The following is an 18665-nucleotide window of genomic DNA, read 5'->3' on the forward strand; positions in this document are numbered from 1 at the left end:
TGAAAAGAAATTGTAGGTGGGGTGACTATTTTTTATTCACTTTCTGTGATCGTTTACGCAACGGTAATTGGCGTAGCACCTATAATTTTAACTAATAAGAGGGCGTGCAACGACATCCCCGTTATCTGTTAATCCTTTTCAGGAGGTGGGTATGAAACGCAAACATGCAGTGATGACAGGAAATCTGCTGATGAGTGTTGGCCTTGTGCTGATGGTCGCCAGCGTCGGCTATGCCATCGTCAGCCAGTTGCCGGGATGGCATCTGCCAGGTTCGGGCCGCTATTTGGATTTGATGGGAATCTTTTCCGGCGCGATTGTCTGGCTTATCGGCGCACGGCTTGGCGGTAGAGATACGATATCGGACCGCTATTGGTGGGTTAAACATTTCGATAAACGCTGCCGTCGCACAGAACGTCTTCCCTAACGGTTCGTCCACCTAAGTCGAACCAACAAAAAAGCCATCGGAAAACCGATGGCTTTTGCTGACATCACTGACGTGAACGATTAATGCTCGAACATGGCAGAGATGGATTCTTCGTTACTGATGCGGCGAATGGCTTCAGCCAGCATGCCTGACAATGTCAGCGACCGCACATTCGGCAGCGCTTTGATATTCTCAGCCAGCGGGATGGTATCGCAGACAATCACTTCATCGATCTGAGAGTTTTTGATGTTGTCGTGGGCATTGCCGGAGAAGATTGGGTGAGTGGCGTAGGCAAACACACGTTTCGCACCGCGTTCTTTCAACGCTTCCGCCGCTTTACACAGCGTACCGCCAGTATCAATCATGTCATCCACCAGGATGCAGTCACGACCTGCGACGTCACCAATGATATGCATCACCTGAGAAACGTTGGCGCGAGGACGACGTTTATCGATGATGGCCATATCCGTATCGTTCAGCAGTTTCGCAATGGCACGCGCGCGAACGACACCGCCGATATCCGGAGAAACAACGATCGGGTTAACCAGATCTTGCTGGAGCATGTCTTCCAGCAGGATTGGGCTACCAAATACGTTATCTACCGGCACATCAAAGAATCCCTGGATCTGCTCAGCATGCAGGTCAACCGTCAGAACGCGGTCAACACCAACGCTGGAAAGGAAGTCAGCGACAACTTTTGCCGTAATAGGCACACGAGCGGAGCGGACGCGACGGTCCTGGCGAGCATAGCCGAAATAGGGGATTACCGCGGTGATTCGTCCAGCAGAAGCACGGCGCAGAGCATCAACCATGACAACCAGCTCCATCAGGTTATCGTTGGTCGGTGCGCAGGTGGACTGGATGATGAAAATATCACCACCACGGACATTTTCGTTGATTTGCACGCTGACTTCGCCATCGCTAAAGCGACCGACGGCGGCGTCACCAAGGCTGGTGTACAAACGGTTGGCAATACGTTGTGCTAGTTCCGGGATGGCGTTACCAGCAAAAAGCTTCATATCAGGCACGAGAAGAACCTCAAGCTTGCGTCCAGAGAAATACTCGACCCACTGGGGTAGGAAGAATATGCATACGGGTATGGGTAAAGAGCGTTAAAACACCACTGATGCCGGTGGTTTTTTAGCGACCCTCGGGTAGTCCGGAAAGCGTTCGTTGCAAGGGGGATACATTAGCACCGCGAGCAATAAAACCGTTTAAATTTTCCGGGGCTTGGTCGAGCACCTGACGAGCAGCAGACTCGGTGTCGAACTCTGCAAACACACAAGCGCCTGTGCCGGTCAAACGCGCCGGGGCGTATTCTAACAGCCATGAAAGAAGCTGTTCAACCTCACGAAAACGTTTTCTTGCTACAGGTTCACAATCATTGGCGAAGGGATAAGCCAATAGTGATGGCAATGTGCGCACTGGGGTATCACGTTTTAGATCGGGATCGTTGAAGATCTCGGGTGTTGAAATGCTGATGCCGGGGTGGGCGACCAAATACCATTTTTCTGCCGGTTCGACGAACGTCAACGCTTCGCCGACGCCTTCCGCGAACGCTGCGTGACCACGAATAAACACCGGTACATCGGCGCCCAGTCGTAAGCCCAGCTCAGCCAGCGTGTCGGGTGACAATCCGCATTGCCATAAATAATTTAGCGCGACCAGCACGGTGGCGGCGTTTGACGAACCGCCGCCCAAACCACCGCCCATCGGCAACCGTTTATCAATAGCGATTTCCGCACCGAGACACGGGAGACCCCGCTGACGGCAATGCGCTTGCAGCAATTTGGCCGCTCGAACGATGAGATTCTGCTCAACGGGAACGCCATTCATTTCCGTCAGAAGCGTGATCGCTTCACCCGCATGCGGCGTGATGGTTAATGTATCGCCGTAATCCAGGAACTGAAACAGCGTCTGCAGATCGTGATAACCGTCTGGCCGGCGCCCGGTGATATAGAGAAACAAATTCAGTTTGGCCGGAGATGGCCAGCTCATTTTATGCGTGGACATGGCTTACTGAACCTTCCAGTTATCCATTCTGAGCTTGATGCGCTGTTCGCCCTGACTCAGCTCGAGGCTTTTCGGCATCGGCATGATGCTATCGGTGTACTGCTGATACTTGACGTTCCAGCTCTGCCCGCTCTGTTGATAGGTCACGGTGTGTAGCAAATAGTGTTGGTCGAGCGTGAACTGCTGGGCGTCGCCGGGCAGGCCGACAATCCATTGACGCAGGTTGTTCATCGGGATATCCATACCGGTCAACTGGCGGACCATCTCTTCAGCATCTTTACCTGCATAACGTTTTCCCTGACCGTCGGTAATCTGAACGCTATCCGGCTGTGCTTTCAACTCCAGTTCGGTACTGCCAAGAGGGTTAGTCAGGAGCAGGCGATAGTTCTGCTCAGAGGTTTGTTGCCAGAAAAAGCGGGCATAAAGTTTTTGCCTATCTGAAATATAGGCAAAAGATCCCCGAGTTTCGTATTGGCTTAAATGTTGTACTTTTTGCTCATGCTGCCGCCACTGCGGAGAGGTCGGGCTTTGCCCGGGCAACTCGGGCTGTCGCGTACTACAGGCCGTGAGCAAAAGACCCGCGAGAGGCAGTAATTGCAGGCCACGGACAAGTTTTTTTGACATGGATTTGGCGTCCTTAGAAACAGGGATGATGCGGGATAAGGTGTCACGCTAGCGGGCTTCAGGTTTATCGTCAATCATTGTTATTGCTGTCGAAAAATGACCAACCGCCGTATTGGGGGCATATTCCGTCACTTTTCTTGAATGGTGGCTTCAAGTAGAATGCCCCCACAGATGAAGTCCATACTAATATCGGTATTACTCGAAGACTCATGACCCTGCTCGCGCTTGGCATCAATCATAAAACGGCTCCGGTTTCTTTGCGTGAACGCATCGTGTTCTCGCAGGACACTCTCGGGGCAGCGCTGCACAGCCTGTTACAGCAACCGCTAATACAGGGTGGGGTACTGCTATCCACCTGTAATCGTACTGAACTCTACCTGAGCGTGGACGCTGAAGAGAATCGGCGTGAACAGCTCGTCCACTGGCTGTGCGAGTATCATCACCTTAGCGCGGAAGACGTGCGCAAGAGTCTCTATTGGCATGAGGGCAATGCGGCCGTCAGCCATCTCATGCGTGTCGCCAGCGGGCTAGACTCACTCGTCCTTGGCGAGCCTCAAATCCTGGGCCAGGTCAAAAAAGCGTTTGCCGAATCACAGCGTGAACGTTCATTGTCAGGCGATTTGGAACGTCTATTCCAAAAATCCTTTACCGTTGCGAAACGCGTTCGTACTGAGACGGATATCGGCGCCAGCGCTGTATCTGTGGCCTTTGCCGCCTGTACGCTGGCGCGTCAGATTTTTGAATCGTTGTCCGAGGTGAATGTCCTGTTGATCGGCGCGGGCGAAACAATCGAGCTGGTCGCGCGTCATTTACGTGAACACCAGGTCAAGCGGATGTGGATCGCCAATCGTACGCGTGAGCGAGCACAGTTTTTGGCCAGCGAAGTGGGCGCGGAAGTCATCGCGCTCAGCGAACTGGACGGACAGCTGGCTCAGGCGGATATCGTCATTAGCTCCACGGCCAGCACGTTGCCGATTGTGGGGAAAGGGATGATGGAGCGCACGCTCAAGGTGAGGCGTAATCGACCTATGCTGATGGTCGATATTGCCGTGCCGCGCGATATCGAGCCTGAAGTTGGCAAATTGCCCAACGTTTATCTATACAGCGTGGACGATCTCCATGCAATCGTGCAGCAGAATCTGGCCCAGCGCAAAGCCGCCGCTGTGCAGGCTGAATCAATCGTGCAACAAGAAAGCTCGGAGTTTATGGGTTGGATGCGTGCGCAAACGGCGGTGGAAACCATCCGCGACTACCGCTCTCAGGCGGATACATTGCGCGAGGAAATGACCGCTAAAGCGATGGCGGCCATTCAGCAAGGCGGGGACGTGGAAGCGATTGTTCAAGAGCTCACGCATCGGCTGACCAACCGTCTAATTCATGCCCCAACCATCTCTCTTCAGCAGGCTGCTCGCGACGGCGATCAAGATCGTTTGCAAATTTTGCGTGACAGCCTTGGCTTGAACTAGCATTCTTCTCACCCTTTTTCGATTAACGACAGGATATAACACCACGCATGAAGCCTTCTATTGTTGCCAAACTGGAAGCACTGCAAGAACGCCATGAAGAGGTCCAGGCGCTGTTGGGCGATCCCGGCGTTATCGCCGATATGGACCGTTTTCGTGCGTTGTCTCGGGAGTATGCTCAACTGACCGACATTACCCGTTGTTTTCAGCGTTGGCAGCAAACGCAGGAGGATATCGCCACCGCGGAAGCAATGCTGGACGATCCTGAAATGCGAGAAATGGCGCAGGACGAGCTGAGCGAAGCCAAATCCGCAGGCGACGAGCTGGAACAGCAACTGCAGGTTCTCCTGTTGCCGAAAGATCCTGACGACGACCGCAGCTGTTATCTCGAAATTCGTGCCGGCACTGGCGGCGATGAAGCCGCGATTTTCGCCGGCGACCTGTTCCGCATGTATAGCCGCTATGCCGAGTCTCGACGTTGGAAGGTGGAAATGGTCAGCGCCAGCGACGGCGAGCATGGCGGTTACAAAGAGGTCATCGCCAAAGTGGTCGGTGACGGCGCATACGGGCAACTGAAGTTTGAGTCCGGCGGCCATCGCGTGCAGCGTGTGCCCGCAACTGAATCTCAGGGGCGGATCCACACCTCCGCCTGCACGGTAGCCGTCATGCCGGAAGTGCCTGAAGCCGAACTGCCGGAAATCAACCCGTCGGATTTGCGCATTGATACCTTCCGCTCATCCGGCGCGGGCGGTCAGCACGTTAACACCACTGATTCCGCTATCCGCATCACGCATATTCCAACCGGCATCGTCGTTGAGTGTCAGGATGAGCGCTCGCAGCACAAAAACAAAGCCAAAGCGCTTTCCGTGCTGGGCGCGCGCATCCGTGCCGCAGAAGTACAAAAACGCCAGCAGGAAGAGGCATCGACGCGCCGTAACCTGTTGGGCAGCGGTGACCGTTCCGACCGTAACCGTACCTACAACTTCCCGCAGGGGCGCGTTACCGACCACCGTATCAATCTGACCTTATATCGACTGGATGAAGCGATGGAAGGCAAATTGGACATGCTGATCCAGCCGATTGTGCAGGAATACCAGGCTGACCAACTGGCTGCATTGTCCGAGCAAGAGTAATGGATTATCAACGCTGGCTGCAGCAGGCCATCCAACGGTTGCAGGATAGTGACAGCCCCCGGCGCGATGCGGAAATCCTGATCGAGTTTGCCACGGGAAAAGCGCGTACTTTTATCCTGGCGTTTGGTGAAACCCTGTTGTCGGAGACAGAGCGGCTACAACTGACTCAACTACTGGAACGGCGTGTTGCCGGTGAGCCGATCGCCTACCTCACCGGCCAAAAAGAGTTTTGGTCGCTGCCGCTCACTGTTTCACCCGCCACGCTCATACCGCGTCCTGATACGGAGTGCCTGGTCGAACAGGTGTTGAAGTTTCTCCCTGTAGGATCTGCCGACATACTGGATTTGGGAACAGGCACCGGGGCCATCGCGTTGGCTATCGCCAGCGAGCGTCCGGATTGCCGTGTGCAGGGGGTTGATGTCCAGCCCGATGCGGTGACGTTGGCGAAGGAAAATGCGCAACGATTAGGTATCCGCAATGTTTCTTTTACTCAGGGAAGCTGGTTTTCCGGAGTGACAGGCCAGCGCTTCTCCGCCATCGTTAGTAACCCCCCCTATATAGACGCTGAAGATTTTCATTTGTCGCAAGGCGACGTGCGTTTTGAACCGAGTAGCGCGCTGATCTCGGGCGATGCCGGCTTGGCCGATCTGCGTGTGATTATCACTGAATCTGCCCAGTATCTGCTGCCGGGAGGCGGGTTGCTGTTGGAGCATGGCTGGCAGCAGGGCCGCGCCGTCCGTGATTTGCTAGAACAGCATGGTTTTATCCGGGTTGAAACCTGTAAAGACTACGGTGGCAATGAGCGCGTTTCTCTGGGGTTTCGGCCTGAATGACCTACCTTTGTCACTGAACGCTGACAAAGTGATACACATCACGCATTTTGCCTGTCTCTCACCGTGGAATGCTGGCTGAGAGAGGACCCGTTTGGCATAATTGCTTACCTTCTGCCTCGCGTCCGAGGGTTGTGACACCCGTGACGACGACAGTCGATTAGCAGGATAGCGTTACTGTTTGACCTTGGTGGGCCTGCTATCAATGAAAATGCTGGATTTTCACCAAGTTACCTATGCTGATGGAATACCTATGAGTGCTATTGCCGATTTCGAATTCAACCGCTCACCGTTGAGTGAAGGGGTAATCTTAGTTTCCCAGGAAATACGCTGTGACTTCTCCGCGACGGAAGTACGACGAAATCTGCAACACCTTGTCGATGAGGCTCGCTTGGCCATCCCGACTCATCTTGGCCCGGAACAAAAGCTGGAAAAACTGATTGCGCTGTTTTTCGGTGATTGGGGGTTCGGCGGCGCCAGCGGCGTGTACCGCCTGTCAGACGTGTTATGGCTCGATAAAGTCCTCTCTACACGTCAGGGGATGCCGGTTTCACTGGGCATTATTTTCATGCATATCGCTCAGCACATTGATCTGCCGTTAATGCCAGTTATTTTCCCGACCCAGTTCATTATCCGCGCCGACTGGCTGGATGACGAAATGTGGCTTATCAATCCGCTTAACGGCGATACGTTGAGTGAACACGTGCTTGATGTCTGGCTGAAAGGGAACATCGGCCCTTCAACGCGCCTGTTGGATGAGGATCTGGACGAAGCGGAAAACGTGATGATTGTCCGCAAACTCCTAGATACGATGAAAATCGCGCTGATGGAAGAAAAACAAATGGAGCTCGCGCTGCGCGCCTGCGAAGCCGTGCTGCTATTCGACCCGGAAGACCCTTACGAGATTCGGGATCGGGGATTGATCTATGCTCAGCTCGATTGTGACCACATTGCGCTGTCTGATCTGAGCTACTTTGTAGAACACTGTCCAGAAGACCCCGTCAGTGAGATGATCAAAGTGCAAATACACTCCATCGAACAAAAAGACATTGTGTTGCATTAACTGCGAATTTGGTTTTTTGATTTATCCGACATTAAGGTAACTGTATGAATAACAAAGTGGTAAACGTCGGGGATATCCCGGTTGCCAACAATCTTCCTTTCGTACTGTTTGGTGGTATGAACGTACTCGAATCACGCGATCTGGCTATGCGGGTTTGCGAGCATTACGTCACCGTCACGCAGAAGCTGGGCATTCCCTACATCTTTAAAGCATCGTTTGATAAGGCTAACCGTTCTTCCATCAACTCATATCGTGGTCCGGGTCTGGAAGAGGGGATGAAAATCTTTCAAGAGCTGAAGCAGACTTTCGGCGTGAAAGTGATCACCGATGTCCACGATGCGCAGCAGGCTCAGCCGGTATCAGAGGTCGTTGACGTTATTCAATTGCCGGCATTTTTGGCGCGTCAGACGGACCTGGTTGAAGCGATGGCCAAGACCGGCGCTGTTATCAACGTGAAAAAGCCGCAGTTCATCAGCCCCAGTCAGGTAGGGAATATCGTTGATAAATTCCGCGAGGGCGGAAATGAGCAGGTTATCCTGTGCGATCGGGGCAGTAACTTTGGCTACGATAATCTGGTGGTCGACATGTTGGGCTTCAACGTGATGAAACAGGTCTCGGATGGTTCACCGGTGATTTTCGACGTCACTCATGCCTTGCAGTGTCGCGACCCGTTTGGTGCCGCATCGGGCGGTCGCCGCGGACAGGTAACTGAACTGGCAAGGGCAGGGATGGCTGTCGGTTTGGCCGGTCTGTTCATCGAGGCACATCCTGATCCGGATAACGCCCGTTGTGATGGCCCTTCGGCGCTGCCGCTGAGCAAGCTGGAGCCATTCTTAAAGCAAATCAAAGCCATCGACGACTTAGTGAAAAGTTTCCCGGAACTCGATACGAATCGTTAAGTTCTCATCATATGCATGTTACGAAGCCCGCCAATTAATAGCGGGCTTTTTACTTTCTAAAACGGCTACCTTTAGTTACAACATGCTTTTTGCTACATTTAAAAAAAGTCACACTAAACATCAGTATATTGACTTATTCAGGCAGGATGAGAAAGATGCGATGCTCACCCTTCGTGCGAGGAATACACAAGAGTCGCGCTGCTTTTTTATCTAAAAACGATGCCGATAATTCGATGGGTATTGAGAGGGACAAAGCAACGGGATACCGACTAATAGCCGATATCCCGTCAGGAGAGCGTTATTTGTAGAGGTCGGCGCTAATCGTGTAGCGATCGGCGTTGTCCTGCCACTCTTTGGTGATGTGATAGTACTTTGCGCCTTTATCAGCAGCACGTTTGGCGATGGCTTCAGTCATCTCCGTCGGCGTGCTGAACCGACCGCGAATGCTCACGGAGTCGAATGGCACCATCTGCGCCGCCGTCGCGTTGTTCAGTTCCTGAATACGATTACCGTCTCTTGTCGTCACCGTATAACGCGGACCGACGGTGGAGGATTGCGTCTGGAAGAAGTTGCCGACATTGCTGCTCAGACTGGAAGAGGTCGCCACGCCAGGGATTTCCACGCGTTTAGCCGTTTCTCCGCCTGCGGCCAGCGCCGCTTTACCGGCCTGGGAATCGGCAGGGATGACGTCCGGGCTCTGAACAAGGCGTTTAGCCGCCTCTTTCTTATAGATGAAGGCGGTGATGTTTTGGCTGTTGCCTCGGGAATTGATATCCACCTGGCGAACAATGAAGAATGAATAAGCGGCTTTACGCCGGGCCGCTTCGCCAATCGACGCCGCAACGTCTAGTTGCGTTGGGAAATAACCGCTGACAGTAACCGTGTCAAAGGGCTCCAACTGCGACGCCTCATTTTTTGGCAGCTCTTTTACGCCGCTGAATTCGCGATAGGTTGTGACGTCGGAAACTTTAGGCGCATCATTATGGTACAGGTCAACCGTCACCGCCCAGCGACCGCCATTAACCTCGGCCGTGCTCTGGATGTAAAACGCATCCGCGCCTTTTTCGTCGGCACGTTTAGATGCATCAGCAGCAGCTTCATAGATGGCGTTGTAACGACCCATAAAAGTGATACGTTCAAAAGGTTTGACGGCTGCGGCTTTTTCCGGAGTCAGTTCCTGCGCAGACTGCGCGGAAAACGCTAATATGGAGAGGAGGGTGGATGCAATAACGCGAGTTCTCAGCTTCATAAAAAAATCCTTTCGCCTGGCGCAGTACGGTTGATTCGAATAGGCACAACTATGTGTTAGCCGCCGATTATGTCACGTAATAATCCCCAGTGCTTCAGCATTTTAAAGCCGAAGTACTCACCTATTCATCGATTGGAAAGAGGAGGGCAAACGAGGAGTTAAAGACAACTCCAAAACCTCAGCCAATCATCACAGTTTTTTATCAGTATTCCCCGCCAATCACCGCGACTATCGGCTGATTTTGTGAACAAATCGAAAATAATTCTCTGACGATTATGTTAAGGAATGTAGGGCTCTGGACGCCGCGGACGCGAAAAATCGAGGTTTGGCTCGCCCTCTCCGGGGTTTTAGACCAAAATTATTTTACGAGTGGATCATTACTCCCATTTTCAGTAGGTTATAACGGCATTTATCGAAAAGTTCGAGGGTATGAACTTACGCGATAAATAATTCTTCAGGTAAATCATTATAACAACCTTCGTTAAATATGAGCGAAAAGGGATTCCCTATGCGTATTGGTGTACCAAAAGAACGGCTAGCCAATGAAGCCCGTGTAGCCGCAACGCCGAAAACGGTGGAGCAGCTGCTGAAATTGGGCTTCGAGGTAGCAATAGAACGTGGGGCAGGAAAACTTGCCAGCTTCGATGATTCCGCTTACGAACAAGCAGGTGCGACACTCCTGGATACCGCCGATATCTGGCAGAGTGACATTATCCTCAAAGTTAATGCGCCGGAAGATGACGAGGTCGCACTGACTCGCGCAGGAAGCACCGTAGTCAGCTTTATCTGGCCCGCGCAAAACCCTGAATTACTCAAAAAACTGGCCGACCGTCAGGTAACCGTCATGGCGATGGACTCCGTGCCGCGTATTTCACGCGCACAGTCGCTGGATGCCCTGAGTTCGATGGCCAACATCGCTGGCTATCGTGCGATTGTTGAAGCCGCCCATGAATTCGGCCGCTTCTTTACCGGACAAATCACCGCGGCGGGTAAAGTTCCCCCGGCAAAAGTGATGATAATCGGCGCGGGCGTGGCCGGACTGGCTGCTATCGGCGCAGCAGGAAGCCTGGGCGCTATCGTTCGGGCCTTCGACACGCGTCCGGAAGTGAAAGAGCAAGTGCGTAGCATGGGCGCAGAATTTCTGGAATTAGACTTCGAAGAAGAAGCAGCAGGCAGCGGCGATGGTTATGCCAAAGTGATGTCCGAGGCCTTTATCAAAGCGGAAATGGCGCTGTTCGCCGCTCAGGCGAAAGAGGTGGATATCATTGTCACCACCGCGCTGATCCCCGGCAAACCCGCACCACGCCTCATCACCAAAGACATGGTGGAGAGCATGAAACCCGGTAGCGTCATCGTCGATCTGGCCGCTCAAACCGGCGGGAACTGCGAACTGACGGTAGCCGATCAGGTCACCGTCACCGACAACGGCGTCAAAATTATCGGCTACACCGATCTGCCAAGCCGTTTACCGACCCAATCTTCTCAGCTTTACGGCACCAATCTGGTGAACTTACTGAAGCTGCTGTGCAAAGAGAAGAATGGCGAAATTGACGTTAACTTCGAAGATAACGTGATTCGCGGCGTGACCGTTGTGAAAAGCGGTGAAATCACCTGGCCGGCCCCTCCCATTCAGGTTTCCGCTCAGCCTCAGCAGGCTCAACCCGCGGCTGCCGCACCGAAGAAACCGGAAGCAAAACCGGCCTCTCCGTGGAATAAATACATCATCCTCGCGGTGGCTATTGTTCTGTTCGGCTGGCTAGCCAACGTGGCGCCGCCGGAGTTCCTGTCGCATTTCACCGTGTTCGCGCTGGCCTGCGTGGTCGGATACTACGTGGTATGGAACGTCAGTCACGCGCTGCATACGCCGTTGATGTCCGTGACGAATGCCATCTCCGGCATCATCGTCGTCGGGGCGCTATTGCAGATAGGGCATGGCGGCTGGGTGTCGTTCTTTTCCTTTATCGCCATACTGGTTGCCAGCATCAATATCTTCGGTGGTTTCACCGTCACTCAGCGCATGCTGAAAATGTTCCGCAAGAATTAAGGAGTCAAGGATGTCTGGTGGATTAGTCACGGCAGCCTACATCGTCGCTGCCATATTGTTTATTTTCAGTCTTGCTGGGTTATCCAAACATGAAACCTCTCAACAGGGGAACATTTTTGGGATCACCGGTATGGCGATTGCGCTGCTGGCGACCATTTTAGGGCCAAATGCCGATAATGTCGGGTGGATCATCGTGGCAATGGCCATCGGCGGCGCTATCGGCGTGCACCTGGCGCGCAAAGTCGAAATGACAGAAATGCCGGAGCTGGTCGCGATTCTGCACAGCTTCGTGGGTTTCGCCGCGGTATTGGTGGGCTTTAACAGCTATATCGATCACGGTGAAATTACCGATCCTGTTCTGATCAATATTCATATGACCGAGGTTTTCCTTGGCATCTTTATCGGGGCGGTCACCTTCACAGGGTCCATCATCGCCTTCGGAAAGCTGCGTGGAACCATCTCTTCCAAGCCCCTGATGCTGCCTAACCGCCATAAGCTGAATCTGGCGGCCCTGGTCGTATCTTTCCTGCTGTTGTTGGTCTTCGTGAATACAGGCAGCGGTTTTCTGCAGGTACTCTCTCTGCTGTTGATGACGGCTATCGCGCTGGTATTTGGCTGGCATTTGGTCGCGTCCATCGGTGGCGCGGACATGCCGGTCGTGGTCTCCATGCTGAACTCCTATTCAGGTTGGGCCGCCGCCGCCGCTGGCTTTATGCTGAGCAACGATCTCTTGATCGTCACCGGAGCGCTGGTCGGCTCTTCCGGTGCAATCCTGTCATACATCATGTGTAAAGCGATGAACCGCTCATTTATCAGCGTCATCGCAGGCGGGTTTGGCACGGACGGGGCGGTCTCTTCAGAGAGTGAGGAAGTCGGCGAATATCGTGAAACCACGGCGGAAGAGGTTGCTGAGCTGCTGAAAGGCTCCAGTTCAGTCATCATTACCCCAGGATATGGTATGGCTGTCGCACAGGCTCAGTACCCGGTTCACGATATTACCGCCAAGCTGCGTGAACGCGGCATCAACGTTCGTTTCGGTATCCATCCGGTCGCCGGACGTCTGCCGGGCCACATGAACGTGCTGCTCGCCGAAGCCAAGGTACCTTACGACATCGTGTTGGAAATGGATGAAATCAACGATGATTTCGCCGACACCGACACCGTGTTGGTTATCGGCGCCAACGATACGGTCAACCCCGCAGCGCAGGAAGATCCGAACAGCCCCATTGCGGGAATGCCGGTTCTGGAAGTGTGGAAAGCACACAACGTCATTGTGTTTAAACGCTCGATGAACACCGGTTATGCCGGCGTGCAAAACCCTTTGTTCTTCAAAGAAAACACACAGATGCTGTTTGGCGATGCCAAAGCTAGCGTCGAAGCCATTCTGAAAGCGCTTTAAACTTTTCATTTTGACTGCCCCAACGCCGCCTCGTGCGGCGTTTTTTTCTCCCAAAGCTTCTTACTCGCCCTCCAACACTCTACACGCACAGGCATTAATCATAACGTCGCACGCCACCATGAGGTCGTTCGCGTTTCATTTAGGGAGGTCGACACATGCAACGTTAAATATTGCAGGACGAGGATGCGCATCTGCGTTCATTGTCAGCCTTCGAGGCCGTTCGGGGTTTTCAATGTATCAGGCGAGTCAGGCGGTAGGGAGAAGCGGGGCGCCCAACGTGTTCCGCGCCCCGCTTGAAGCGATAGTTTTGCTACGGCACGCGATTCAAATCTGAGGCGGCATCGTCGTCACTCTCGCCTGAGGCCAAGGGAGAAACGAAGTCGTCAGGCTTGATAGCCAGTAAATCGCATTTCAGACGATCGATCACATGTTCGACCGTATTTCCAATAAAGGCTGCGGACAACCCCGTTCGACCGAGAGACCCAAGAACAACGACGCCCGCTTGCAGATGTTCCGCCAAATCGGGGATCACCTCTTCGGGCAACCCTTTTTCGACGTGAGTCAGACGCTCATCAATGCTGAATTTTTGCCTTAGTGCCTTCATCGCTAACAGGTGCTGGCCGCGGATGGCGTCGTTGTACACGCTGGGATCAAAGTCCGGCAGTTCGATGGCGACATTGATGGGAGTTGCCGGGTAGGCCCCTACCAAATGTACATCGGTCTGATTAACCTGTCTGGCCAGATCCAACGTTTCGGACACCAATTTGATATTAAGGGGGTCGTGCAAAGGGTCTTCACTCGCCAGGTTCACCGCCACCAAAGCTTGTCCGCCGTCAGGCCAGGGCTGGTCTTTCACCATCCAAACCGGGCAGGGGCATTTGCGTAGCAGCTGCCAATCGGTCGGTGTAAAAATGACCGCTTCCAATCGATCGTGCTGGTGTGCCATTTTCAGCAACAGGTCATGCTTGCACGTGGTGACTTCCTGAATAATGGCTTCAAATGGCTTACTGTGCCAGACCACCTTAATGTCGATAGGAATGCCCATATCTCGGTAGTACTGACTTTGTTGAGCAATCCATTCTGTTCGCTGATCAATGACGCCTTGCCGCATCTCCGTTCGCTCATCGGGGGATAACAGCGTCGTCATTTCATAAGAAAAATCGTAGATTGGCAGAAACGCCTTGATACGGCCGCCAAGCCGCTGCACCAAATACACGGCGCGACGCAGTGCCGGTTGGTCATCCTGATTAGGGTCAATAGCGACCAGCAAATTCTGATACTTCGCCATAGGTCCTCCTTTCGGCTGACGATTCGCAGCCTGTAAAATAAGAGTACCCCAAGAAAATTATTTTGAACAACGGATGATGGGAGCCGAATCAATAATTGATAACAACCGTTGATTCGGCAGGGGAGATTAGCTTTTCTGGCGGGCGGTTCCGGCCAGTTCGGCCAAGGCTTCGATTTTTTCGATTGTGATGTATTTGCCTTTCACCGCCAGCGTCCCGCTTTTTTGGAAGCGGCCTAGCAAACGGCTGATGGTTTCGACCGTCAGGCCAAGGTAGTTACCGATGTCGCCGCGGGTCATGGTCAGACGGAATTCACGGGGGGAGAAGCCGCGTTCCGCAAAGCGACGTGACAGGTTGTAGATGAAGGCCGCCAGACGCTCTTCCGCGTTCTTTTTCGACAGCAACAGGATCATGTCCTGATCGCTACGGATTTCGCCGCTCATCAGACGCATCATTTGCTGACGCAGATTGGGCATTTTTCCAGACAGGTCGTCCAGCGTTTCGAAGGGGATTTCGCACACCATCGAGGTTTCCAGCGCCTGCGCGAAGCTCGGGTGCAACGAGTTACCAATAGCATCGAAGCCGACCAGGTCGCCGGCCAGATGAAAACCGGTAATCTGCTCGTCGCCCTGTTCGGTAATTGTATAGCTTTTAATCGTTCCAGAGCGAATGGCGTAGAGAGATTTCAGCTCATCGCCGGCCTTGAATAACGCTTGTCCTTTCTGGATCGGTTTCTTCCTTTCAATGATGTTGTCGAGCTGGTCCAGCTCGTGCTCATTTAAGGTGAAGGGGATGCAGAGTTGGCTGATGCTGCAATCCTGACAATGGATTGCGCAACCACCAGACTGGATGCGTCGGATTATGCGCTTTTCAGGAATCATAAGTTTTGCTCTGGCGATAATTGACATTGGTCAATTTTAACAGCTTTTCAGGTCACTGATAAGACCACAGACACCCAAGATGAGCGAATATCACGCTCCGAGAGTTCAGAAATGTGAATGGCTGGTAACTATGTGTTAAGCCCTGAAGGCGAAGGTATAAGCCAATGTGAAAATGTTACCCGGTCAATTACAGATAGCTATGATAAGTAACCTTCATGTATTAGCAGCCATTGCTTACGCTGAATGCCGCCGGCATACCCGGTCAACGCCCCTCCTGCGCCGATGACGCGGTGGCACGGTACGACGATGCATATGGGGTTAGCGCCGTTTGCCATACCGACGGCGCGCGATGCCGTCGGGCGTCCAAGACGGGCAGCTAGCTGACCGTAACTCATCACGGATCCACATGGAATATCTCTCAATGACTTCCACACTTGCTGCTGAAAGTCGGTTCCCGCCGCGGCGACTGGGAGCGAATCAATCGCCGTCAATTCGCCGGCAAAATAGCGCTGCAGCGAATCGCTGAGGCCGCCAGGATTCACGCAGGGGACCAGCCGCACGGGAGAGTCGCGATAGCGGCGTTCAAACGTACGGCGCAATTTCCCTTCGAACTCGCTCCATTCGAGCGCGCGCAGGCGATGATCATCATCGGCAACGACCATCAGCTCCCCAATCGGCGTGGCAATCTTATCGAGTAGAAATGTTTGCATCATGACTCCCCAGAAAGATGAATTGCTTAACGAGCATACTATCGGCGTCACTTTTTGACTAAGGTTAGATTACCGATATAGGGGAGCCAGACGCAGCCGGTTTATGGCTGTGCCCTTGCTTTCCATGAATTGCGGGTTTTTAGCACAAACGAAAGCGCGACAGAAAAGAATTTGGAAATACAGCCGATAAGAACCTATTGAGTCAAAACATTCACTTTTAATGAAGAAATAGGGATGAAGCTATGCCGATGAGATTTCGGGTCCGTTATATCGCCGCCGCCGTGCTGCTGACGATGCCGGTTATGAGCCAGTCGCGAGACGCCAACGCAGACATGATTGAGGGCTACACGTCGCAGGCGCTGGCGTCTGCGCTGCCGGATACGATTAACGGTTTGATGCGACGCAGCCTGAATACGGACACAACTAACCATATTATTGATGCGGAGTACATTGAGGCGACGACGAACCGCAAGGCGCTGATCTCGTTGTATACGCTACCGAGCACTGCCAACGGTGAAACACCGCATGCTGATAAGGAAACCGATGTGGATGCCGTCATCGCCAGCGCGGAAAAAGAGATGCTGCGCCAGCGGATCCAGCCGGAGAAACGGACACTGACCAGCAGCAGTGGGTCAACCATTCGCTGTCTGCAAACGATGCTGAACAAGCAGGTGTTGCACTCTCTGTGTGCAACTTACATCCAGGGACGGATTATGGAAGTGCAGCCGGTGACGTTCACTGATACCGCCGTCTTGCCGGATGCAGTAGCGGCTCAGGATAAACTGGTGCTCGAAATCAGCGATAAAATGCATGCGCTGCCGGCAAAATAATCGCGACCGGCCGTGGTCTGATGCACAGACTTACGGCCTTTTCTTTGCTTAGCCGCCCGTACGAGGCGCCGCTAATGCCGCCTGGATCCGCATCGGATTGAAGTACTGACGCATTAGCACCACTTTATAATCTTCATCAAACTCGTAGCGAATTGCCCAGTCGTAGCTGTAGGGTACGCGCGTCTTTTTGGTGATACCCTGTTCACCGCCGTAGGCCATCGCTTCGTTGCCGTTAAAAAACACGTTCTGAATGCCAAGACTGCTGAACTCAACCGTTTGTTCCATTAGCGACCAGTAGCGGCTAAAGCCGTCATGTCCATAAAAAATGCCCGCATAAGGAACATCGATGGGGCCGGAGATATCCCAAACGATGTGTTCGCTCATACACGCCACCGCCTTCCTTACATTGCCGCAAGCATAAGCCTGCATCAGCGTATTCAAGGTGTCTTGATTGCTGTTAAAGCTAACGTCCTGCACCACGGTTGGTGACGTTGTCACTTTTAACGGGGTATATTCGAACGTGGGGGCACAAGAGTAATCGCTGTCGCCGGGGTACGGCATACGGACGATATGCCGGAAGTCGTCTCGCAGCGACTGCATGGACGCCAGCGCGGGCATCAGCTTTTGAGGTTTGCCGCATAGTCCTTGTTGCAGCTGTTCTAGCAATGCGCAATAGCGACGATTAAACCGCACGATCGCCGCCTGCGCGTCGCCAGCGGGATAGTCGCAGGCTTTGAATCCGCTATGGGTTTTGACGGCATGGTCCCATCCCGTAGACAGTTGTATGCCCGACGGTCCGCTCGCGATGGTATCGTCGGACACGTAACGCCGACCGCAGTAAATCTCATTAAACCTATAGTAGTGCGCTATCTCGCCATCCCCCCTTTGCAAAAGCTCGCTCGGCGACCCTTCACCCTGTTTGAAAATAGCGCTGACCGCCTCTATGGCGCTGTTCAGATCGTATACCGGGATCATGTCGCTACCCACGCCGCTCGTGAAATGTTCGGGGGCGATCTGTCGGTTAGCATCACCGCAAAAAACGGCTTTTTCACCAAACGTCTTCACCGCCGCCCGCAAACGAGATTCGATGTAGACGTAAAACTCACCGATGTTCATATCGCTACAGACATGACTTGCCACGATCCCAGGCCGGATAGATTTCGGGTGCTCAATCTGCATCGCCTGATAGACGGCGTGAGGGGAAAATGCATGTAGCTGAATTTCGAGGTCATCGATGCCAAACGGCAGCGGTGCGGGATAGTCCAGCAAGAAATCGGGCGCGTTAACCTGCGGCGTTCCGCCCACGGCATTCAGTAGGTTGCCGACCAGCACGAAGTGCAGCATTTCTTCTTCGACGACACTGCGAATAACGTCGGATATCCAGTGGTCGCTATCATCGTTGAGCGTGTAAAGCATGGTGAGGTAAGGGGGGATGACGGCGTGCTCCAGCACCATTGCCTTTTTCAGCAATGTGCGGATATCCTCCAGTTCCTGGCTCAACGAGAGTCGACTCTCCAGTTCGACAAATCCATTGACCTTGAAGTGGTTCTCCCTCTGAAGCTGACAAGCGTGGTCATGTAAATTCATGGTGAATATCTCATTTTTTTGGCTGTGCGCGTCGTGAAAAAAGGTTTCACGCAAAGAAGGCTTTATTTTTATTTCGTTATCTCGATAAGGCCACAATCCATGCTGATTTTGTATGGTTTTTGTCAGGTTTCTTTAAAGACGTTGATCTGGATCGTTTTATACGACGCATAGTTACGACGCAGAATCCTGCGTGATAACAAGGCGAGAATCGAAACGGCAGATCGCCTTGT

The 18665-nt window shown here is 53.1% G+C and carries 17 protein-coding genes; 9 read left to right on the plus strand and 8 right to left on the minus strand.

All coding sequences use genetic code 11. From position 1 onward, the window contains the following. Nucleotides 1-151 precede the first annotated feature (151 nt). Nucleotides 152-424: a stress-induced protein YchH gene (gene ychH / locus AU511_RS09295; RefSeq protein ID WP_094100497.1), complete on the plus strand. Its 273-nt coding sequence runs from the start codon at nucleotides 152-154 to the stop codon at nucleotides 422-424. An 80-nt stretch (nucleotides 425-504) separates the two neighbouring features. Here ychH and prs read toward each other — a convergent pair whose 3' ends face one another. The 3 genes from prs to lolB form a co-directional block, all read right to left on the minus strand. Further along, entirely contained in the window at nucleotides 505-1452 is a 948-nt protein-coding gene (gene prs / locus AU511_RS09300) for a ribose-phosphate diphosphokinase (protein WP_139823893.1), read from the minus strand. A 112-nt stretch (nucleotides 1453-1564) separates the two neighbouring features. Then, on the minus strand, nucleotides 1565-2422 hold the full coding sequence (ispE, locus tag AU511_RS09305; protein ID WP_100052962.1) for a 4-(cytidine 5'-diphospho)-2-C-methyl-D-erythritol kinase: 858 nt from the start codon (nucleotides 2420-2422) through the stop codon (nucleotides 1565-1567). A gap of 18 nt (nucleotides 2423-2440) precedes the next feature. After that, nucleotides 2441-3061 (minus strand): lipoprotein insertase outer membrane protein LolB, encoded by a 621-nt coding sequence (lolB, locus tag AU511_RS09310; RefSeq protein ID WP_094109485.1) that lies wholly within the window; start codon nucleotides 3059-3061, stop codon nucleotides 2441-2443. Between the two features lie 209 nt (nucleotides 3062-3270). On the opposite strand from lolB, the gene hemA reads away from it, so the two are divergent. From hemA to kdsA, 5 genes are all read left to right on the plus strand, one after another. Then, on the plus strand, nucleotides 3271-4527 hold the full coding sequence (hemA, locus tag AU511_RS09315; RefSeq protein ID WP_094109486.1) for a glutamyl-tRNA reductase: 1257 nt from the start codon (nucleotides 3271-3273) through the stop codon (nucleotides 4525-4527). Between the two features lie 47 nt (nucleotides 4528-4574). Next, entirely contained in the window at nucleotides 4575-5657 is a 1083-nt protein-coding gene (gene prfA, locus AU511_RS09320; protein WP_094109487.1) for a peptide chain release factor 1, read from the plus strand. Further along, nucleotides 5657-6490 carry a peptide chain release factor N(5)-glutamine methyltransferase gene (gene prmC, locus AU511_RS09325; protein WP_094109488.1) on the plus strand — a complete coding sequence of 278 codons (834 nt, stop codon included), beginning with the start codon at nucleotides 5657-5659 and terminating at the stop codon, nucleotides 6488-6490. Before prfA ends, prmC begins: the two co-directional genes overlap by 1 nt. A 250-nt stretch (nucleotides 6491-6740) precedes the next feature. After that, the gene (gene sirB1 / locus AU511_RS09330; RefSeq protein ID WP_094100491.1) at nucleotides 6741-7550 is read left to right on the plus strand and encodes an invasion regulator SirB1; all 810 of its coding nucleotides are present in this window, start codon (nucleotides 6741-6743) and stop codon (nucleotides 7548-7550) included. A gap of 44 nt (nucleotides 7551-7594) precedes the next feature. Then, nucleotides 7595-8449 (plus strand): 3-deoxy-8-phosphooctulonate synthase, encoded by an 855-nt coding sequence (gene kdsA, locus AU511_RS09335; protein WP_094109489.1) that lies wholly within the window; start codon nucleotides 7595-7597, stop codon nucleotides 8447-8449. Nucleotides 8450-8747: 298 nt separating this feature from the next. Here the strand turns inward: kdsA and ydgH are convergent, their stop codons facing one another. Continuing rightward, nucleotides 8748-9698 (minus strand): DUF1471 family protein YdgH, encoded by a 951-nt coding sequence (ydgH, locus tag AU511_RS09340; protein ID WP_094109490.1) that lies wholly within the window; start codon nucleotides 9696-9698, stop codon nucleotides 8748-8750. Nucleotides 9699-10206: 508 nt separating this feature from the next. On the opposite strand from ydgH, the gene pntA reads away from it, so the two are divergent. Together pntA and pntB are read left to right on the plus strand one after the other, a co-directional pair. Beyond that, nucleotides 10207-11742 (plus strand): Re/Si-specific NAD(P)(+) transhydrogenase subunit alpha, encoded by a 1536-nt coding sequence (pntA, locus tag AU511_RS09345; RefSeq protein WP_094109491.1) that lies wholly within the window; start codon nucleotides 10207-10209, stop codon nucleotides 11740-11742. Between the two features lie 10 nt (nucleotides 11743-11752). Then, the gene (gene pntB / locus AU511_RS09350; RefSeq protein WP_094100486.1) at nucleotides 11753-13141 is read left to right on the plus strand and encodes a Re/Si-specific NAD(P)(+) transhydrogenase subunit beta; all 1389 of its coding nucleotides are present in this window, start codon (nucleotides 11753-11755) and stop codon (nucleotides 13139-13141) included. A 310-nt stretch (nucleotides 13142-13451) separates the two neighbouring features. Here pntB and uspE read toward each other — a convergent pair whose 3' ends face one another. The 3 genes from uspE to ogt form a co-directional block, all read right to left on the minus strand. After that, nucleotides 13452-14429, minus strand: a complete 978-nt coding sequence (gene uspE / locus AU511_RS09355; protein ID WP_094109492.1) for a universal stress protein UspE — start codon at nucleotides 14427-14429, stop codon at nucleotides 13452-13454. A gap of 126 nt (nucleotides 14430-14555) precedes the next feature. Further along, nucleotides 14556-15308, minus strand: a complete 753-nt coding sequence (gene fnr, locus AU511_RS09360; RefSeq protein ID WP_094100484.1) for a fumarate/nitrate reduction transcriptional regulator Fnr — start codon at nucleotides 15306-15308, stop codon at nucleotides 14556-14558. Nucleotides 15309-15505: 197 nt separating this feature from the next. Continuing rightward, nucleotides 15506-16018 carry a methylated-DNA--[protein]-cysteine S-methyltransferase gene (ogt, locus tag AU511_RS09365; protein ID WP_094109493.1) on the minus strand — a complete coding sequence of 171 codons (513 nt, stop codon included), beginning with the start codon at nucleotides 16016-16018 and terminating at the stop codon, nucleotides 15506-15508. A 242-nt stretch (nucleotides 16019-16260) separates the two neighbouring features. Here ogt and AU511_RS09370 point away from each other — a divergent pair, with 242 nt between their 5' ends. Further along, complete coding sequence (locus AU511_RS09370; protein WP_094102307.1) at nucleotides 16261-16848, plus strand: hypothetical protein; 588 nt, start codon at nucleotides 16261-16263, stop codon at nucleotides 16846-16848. A 48-nt stretch (nucleotides 16849-16896) separates the two neighbouring features. On the opposite strand, the gene AU511_RS09375 is transcribed toward AU511_RS09370, so the two are convergent. Beyond that, nucleotides 16897-18435, minus strand: coding sequence for a ferritin-like domain-containing protein (locus tag AU511_RS09375; RefSeq protein ID WP_094109494.1), 1539 nt, complete (start codon nucleotides 18433-18435; stop codon nucleotides 16897-16899). Nucleotides 18436-18665: the final 230 nt, after the last annotated feature.

This window comes from Lonsdalea iberica (assembly GCF_002111585.1).
GTDB classification, from domain to species: domain Bacteria; phylum Pseudomonadota; class Gammaproteobacteria; order Enterobacterales; family Enterobacteriaceae; genus Lonsdalea; species Lonsdalea iberica.

Bases quoted from the DNA above. Each gene is read 5' to 3' on its own strand.
- kdsA (WP_094109489.1), top strand. From the start codon at position 7,595: ATGAATAACAAAGTGGTAAACGTCGGGGATATCCCGGTTGCCAACAAT.
- uspE (WP_094109492.1), bottom strand. From the start codon at position 14,429: ATGGCGAAGTATCAGAATTTGCTGGTCGCTATTGACCCTAATCAGGAT.
- ychH (WP_094100497.1), top strand. From the start codon at position 152: ATGAAACGCAAACATGCAGTGATGACAGGAAATCTGCTGATGAGTGTT.
- ispE (WP_100052962.1), bottom strand. From the start codon at position 2,422: ATGAGCTGGCCATCTCCGGCCAAACTGAATTTGTTTCTCTATATCACC.
- hemA (WP_094109486.1), top strand. From the start codon at position 3,271: ATGACCCTGCTCGCGCTTGGCATCAATCATAAAACGGCTCCGGTTTCT.
- ogt (WP_094109493.1), bottom strand. From the start codon at position 16,018: ATGCAAACATTTCTACTCGATAAGATTGCCACGCCGATTGGGGAGCTG.
- AU511_RS09375 (WP_094109494.1), bottom strand. From the start codon at position 18,435: ATGAATTTACATGACCACGCTTGTCAGCTTCAGAGGGAGAACCACTTC.
- lolB (WP_094109485.1), bottom strand. From the start codon at position 3,061: ATGTCAAAAAAACTTGTCCGTGGCCTGCAATTACTGCCTCTCGCGGGT.
- pntA (WP_094109491.1), top strand. From the start codon at position 10,207: ATGCGTATTGGTGTACCAAAAGAACGGCTAGCCAATGAAGCCCGTGTA.
- pntB (WP_094100486.1), top strand. From the start codon at position 11,753: ATGTCTGGTGGATTAGTCACGGCAGCCTACATCGTCGCTGCCATATTG.
- prmC (WP_094109488.1), top strand. From the start codon at position 5,657: ATGGATTATCAACGCTGGCTGCAGCAGGCCATCCAACGGTTGCAGGAT.
- prfA (WP_094109487.1), top strand. From the start codon at position 4,575: ATGAAGCCTTCTATTGTTGCCAAACTGGAAGCACTGCAAGAACGCCAT.
- ydgH (WP_094109490.1), bottom strand. From the start codon at position 9,698: ATGAAGCTGAGAACTCGCGTTATTGCATCCACCCTCCTCTCCATATTA.
- AU511_RS09370 (WP_094102307.1), top strand. From the start codon at position 16,261: ATGCCGATGAGATTTCGGGTCCGTTATATCGCCGCCGCCGTGCTGCTG.
- fnr (WP_094100484.1), bottom strand. From the start codon at position 15,308: ATGATTCCTGAAAAGCGCATAATCCGACGCATCCAGTCTGGTGGTTGC.
- sirB1 (WP_094100491.1), top strand. From the start codon at position 6,741: ATGAGTGCTATTGCCGATTTCGAATTCAACCGCTCACCGTTGAGTGAA.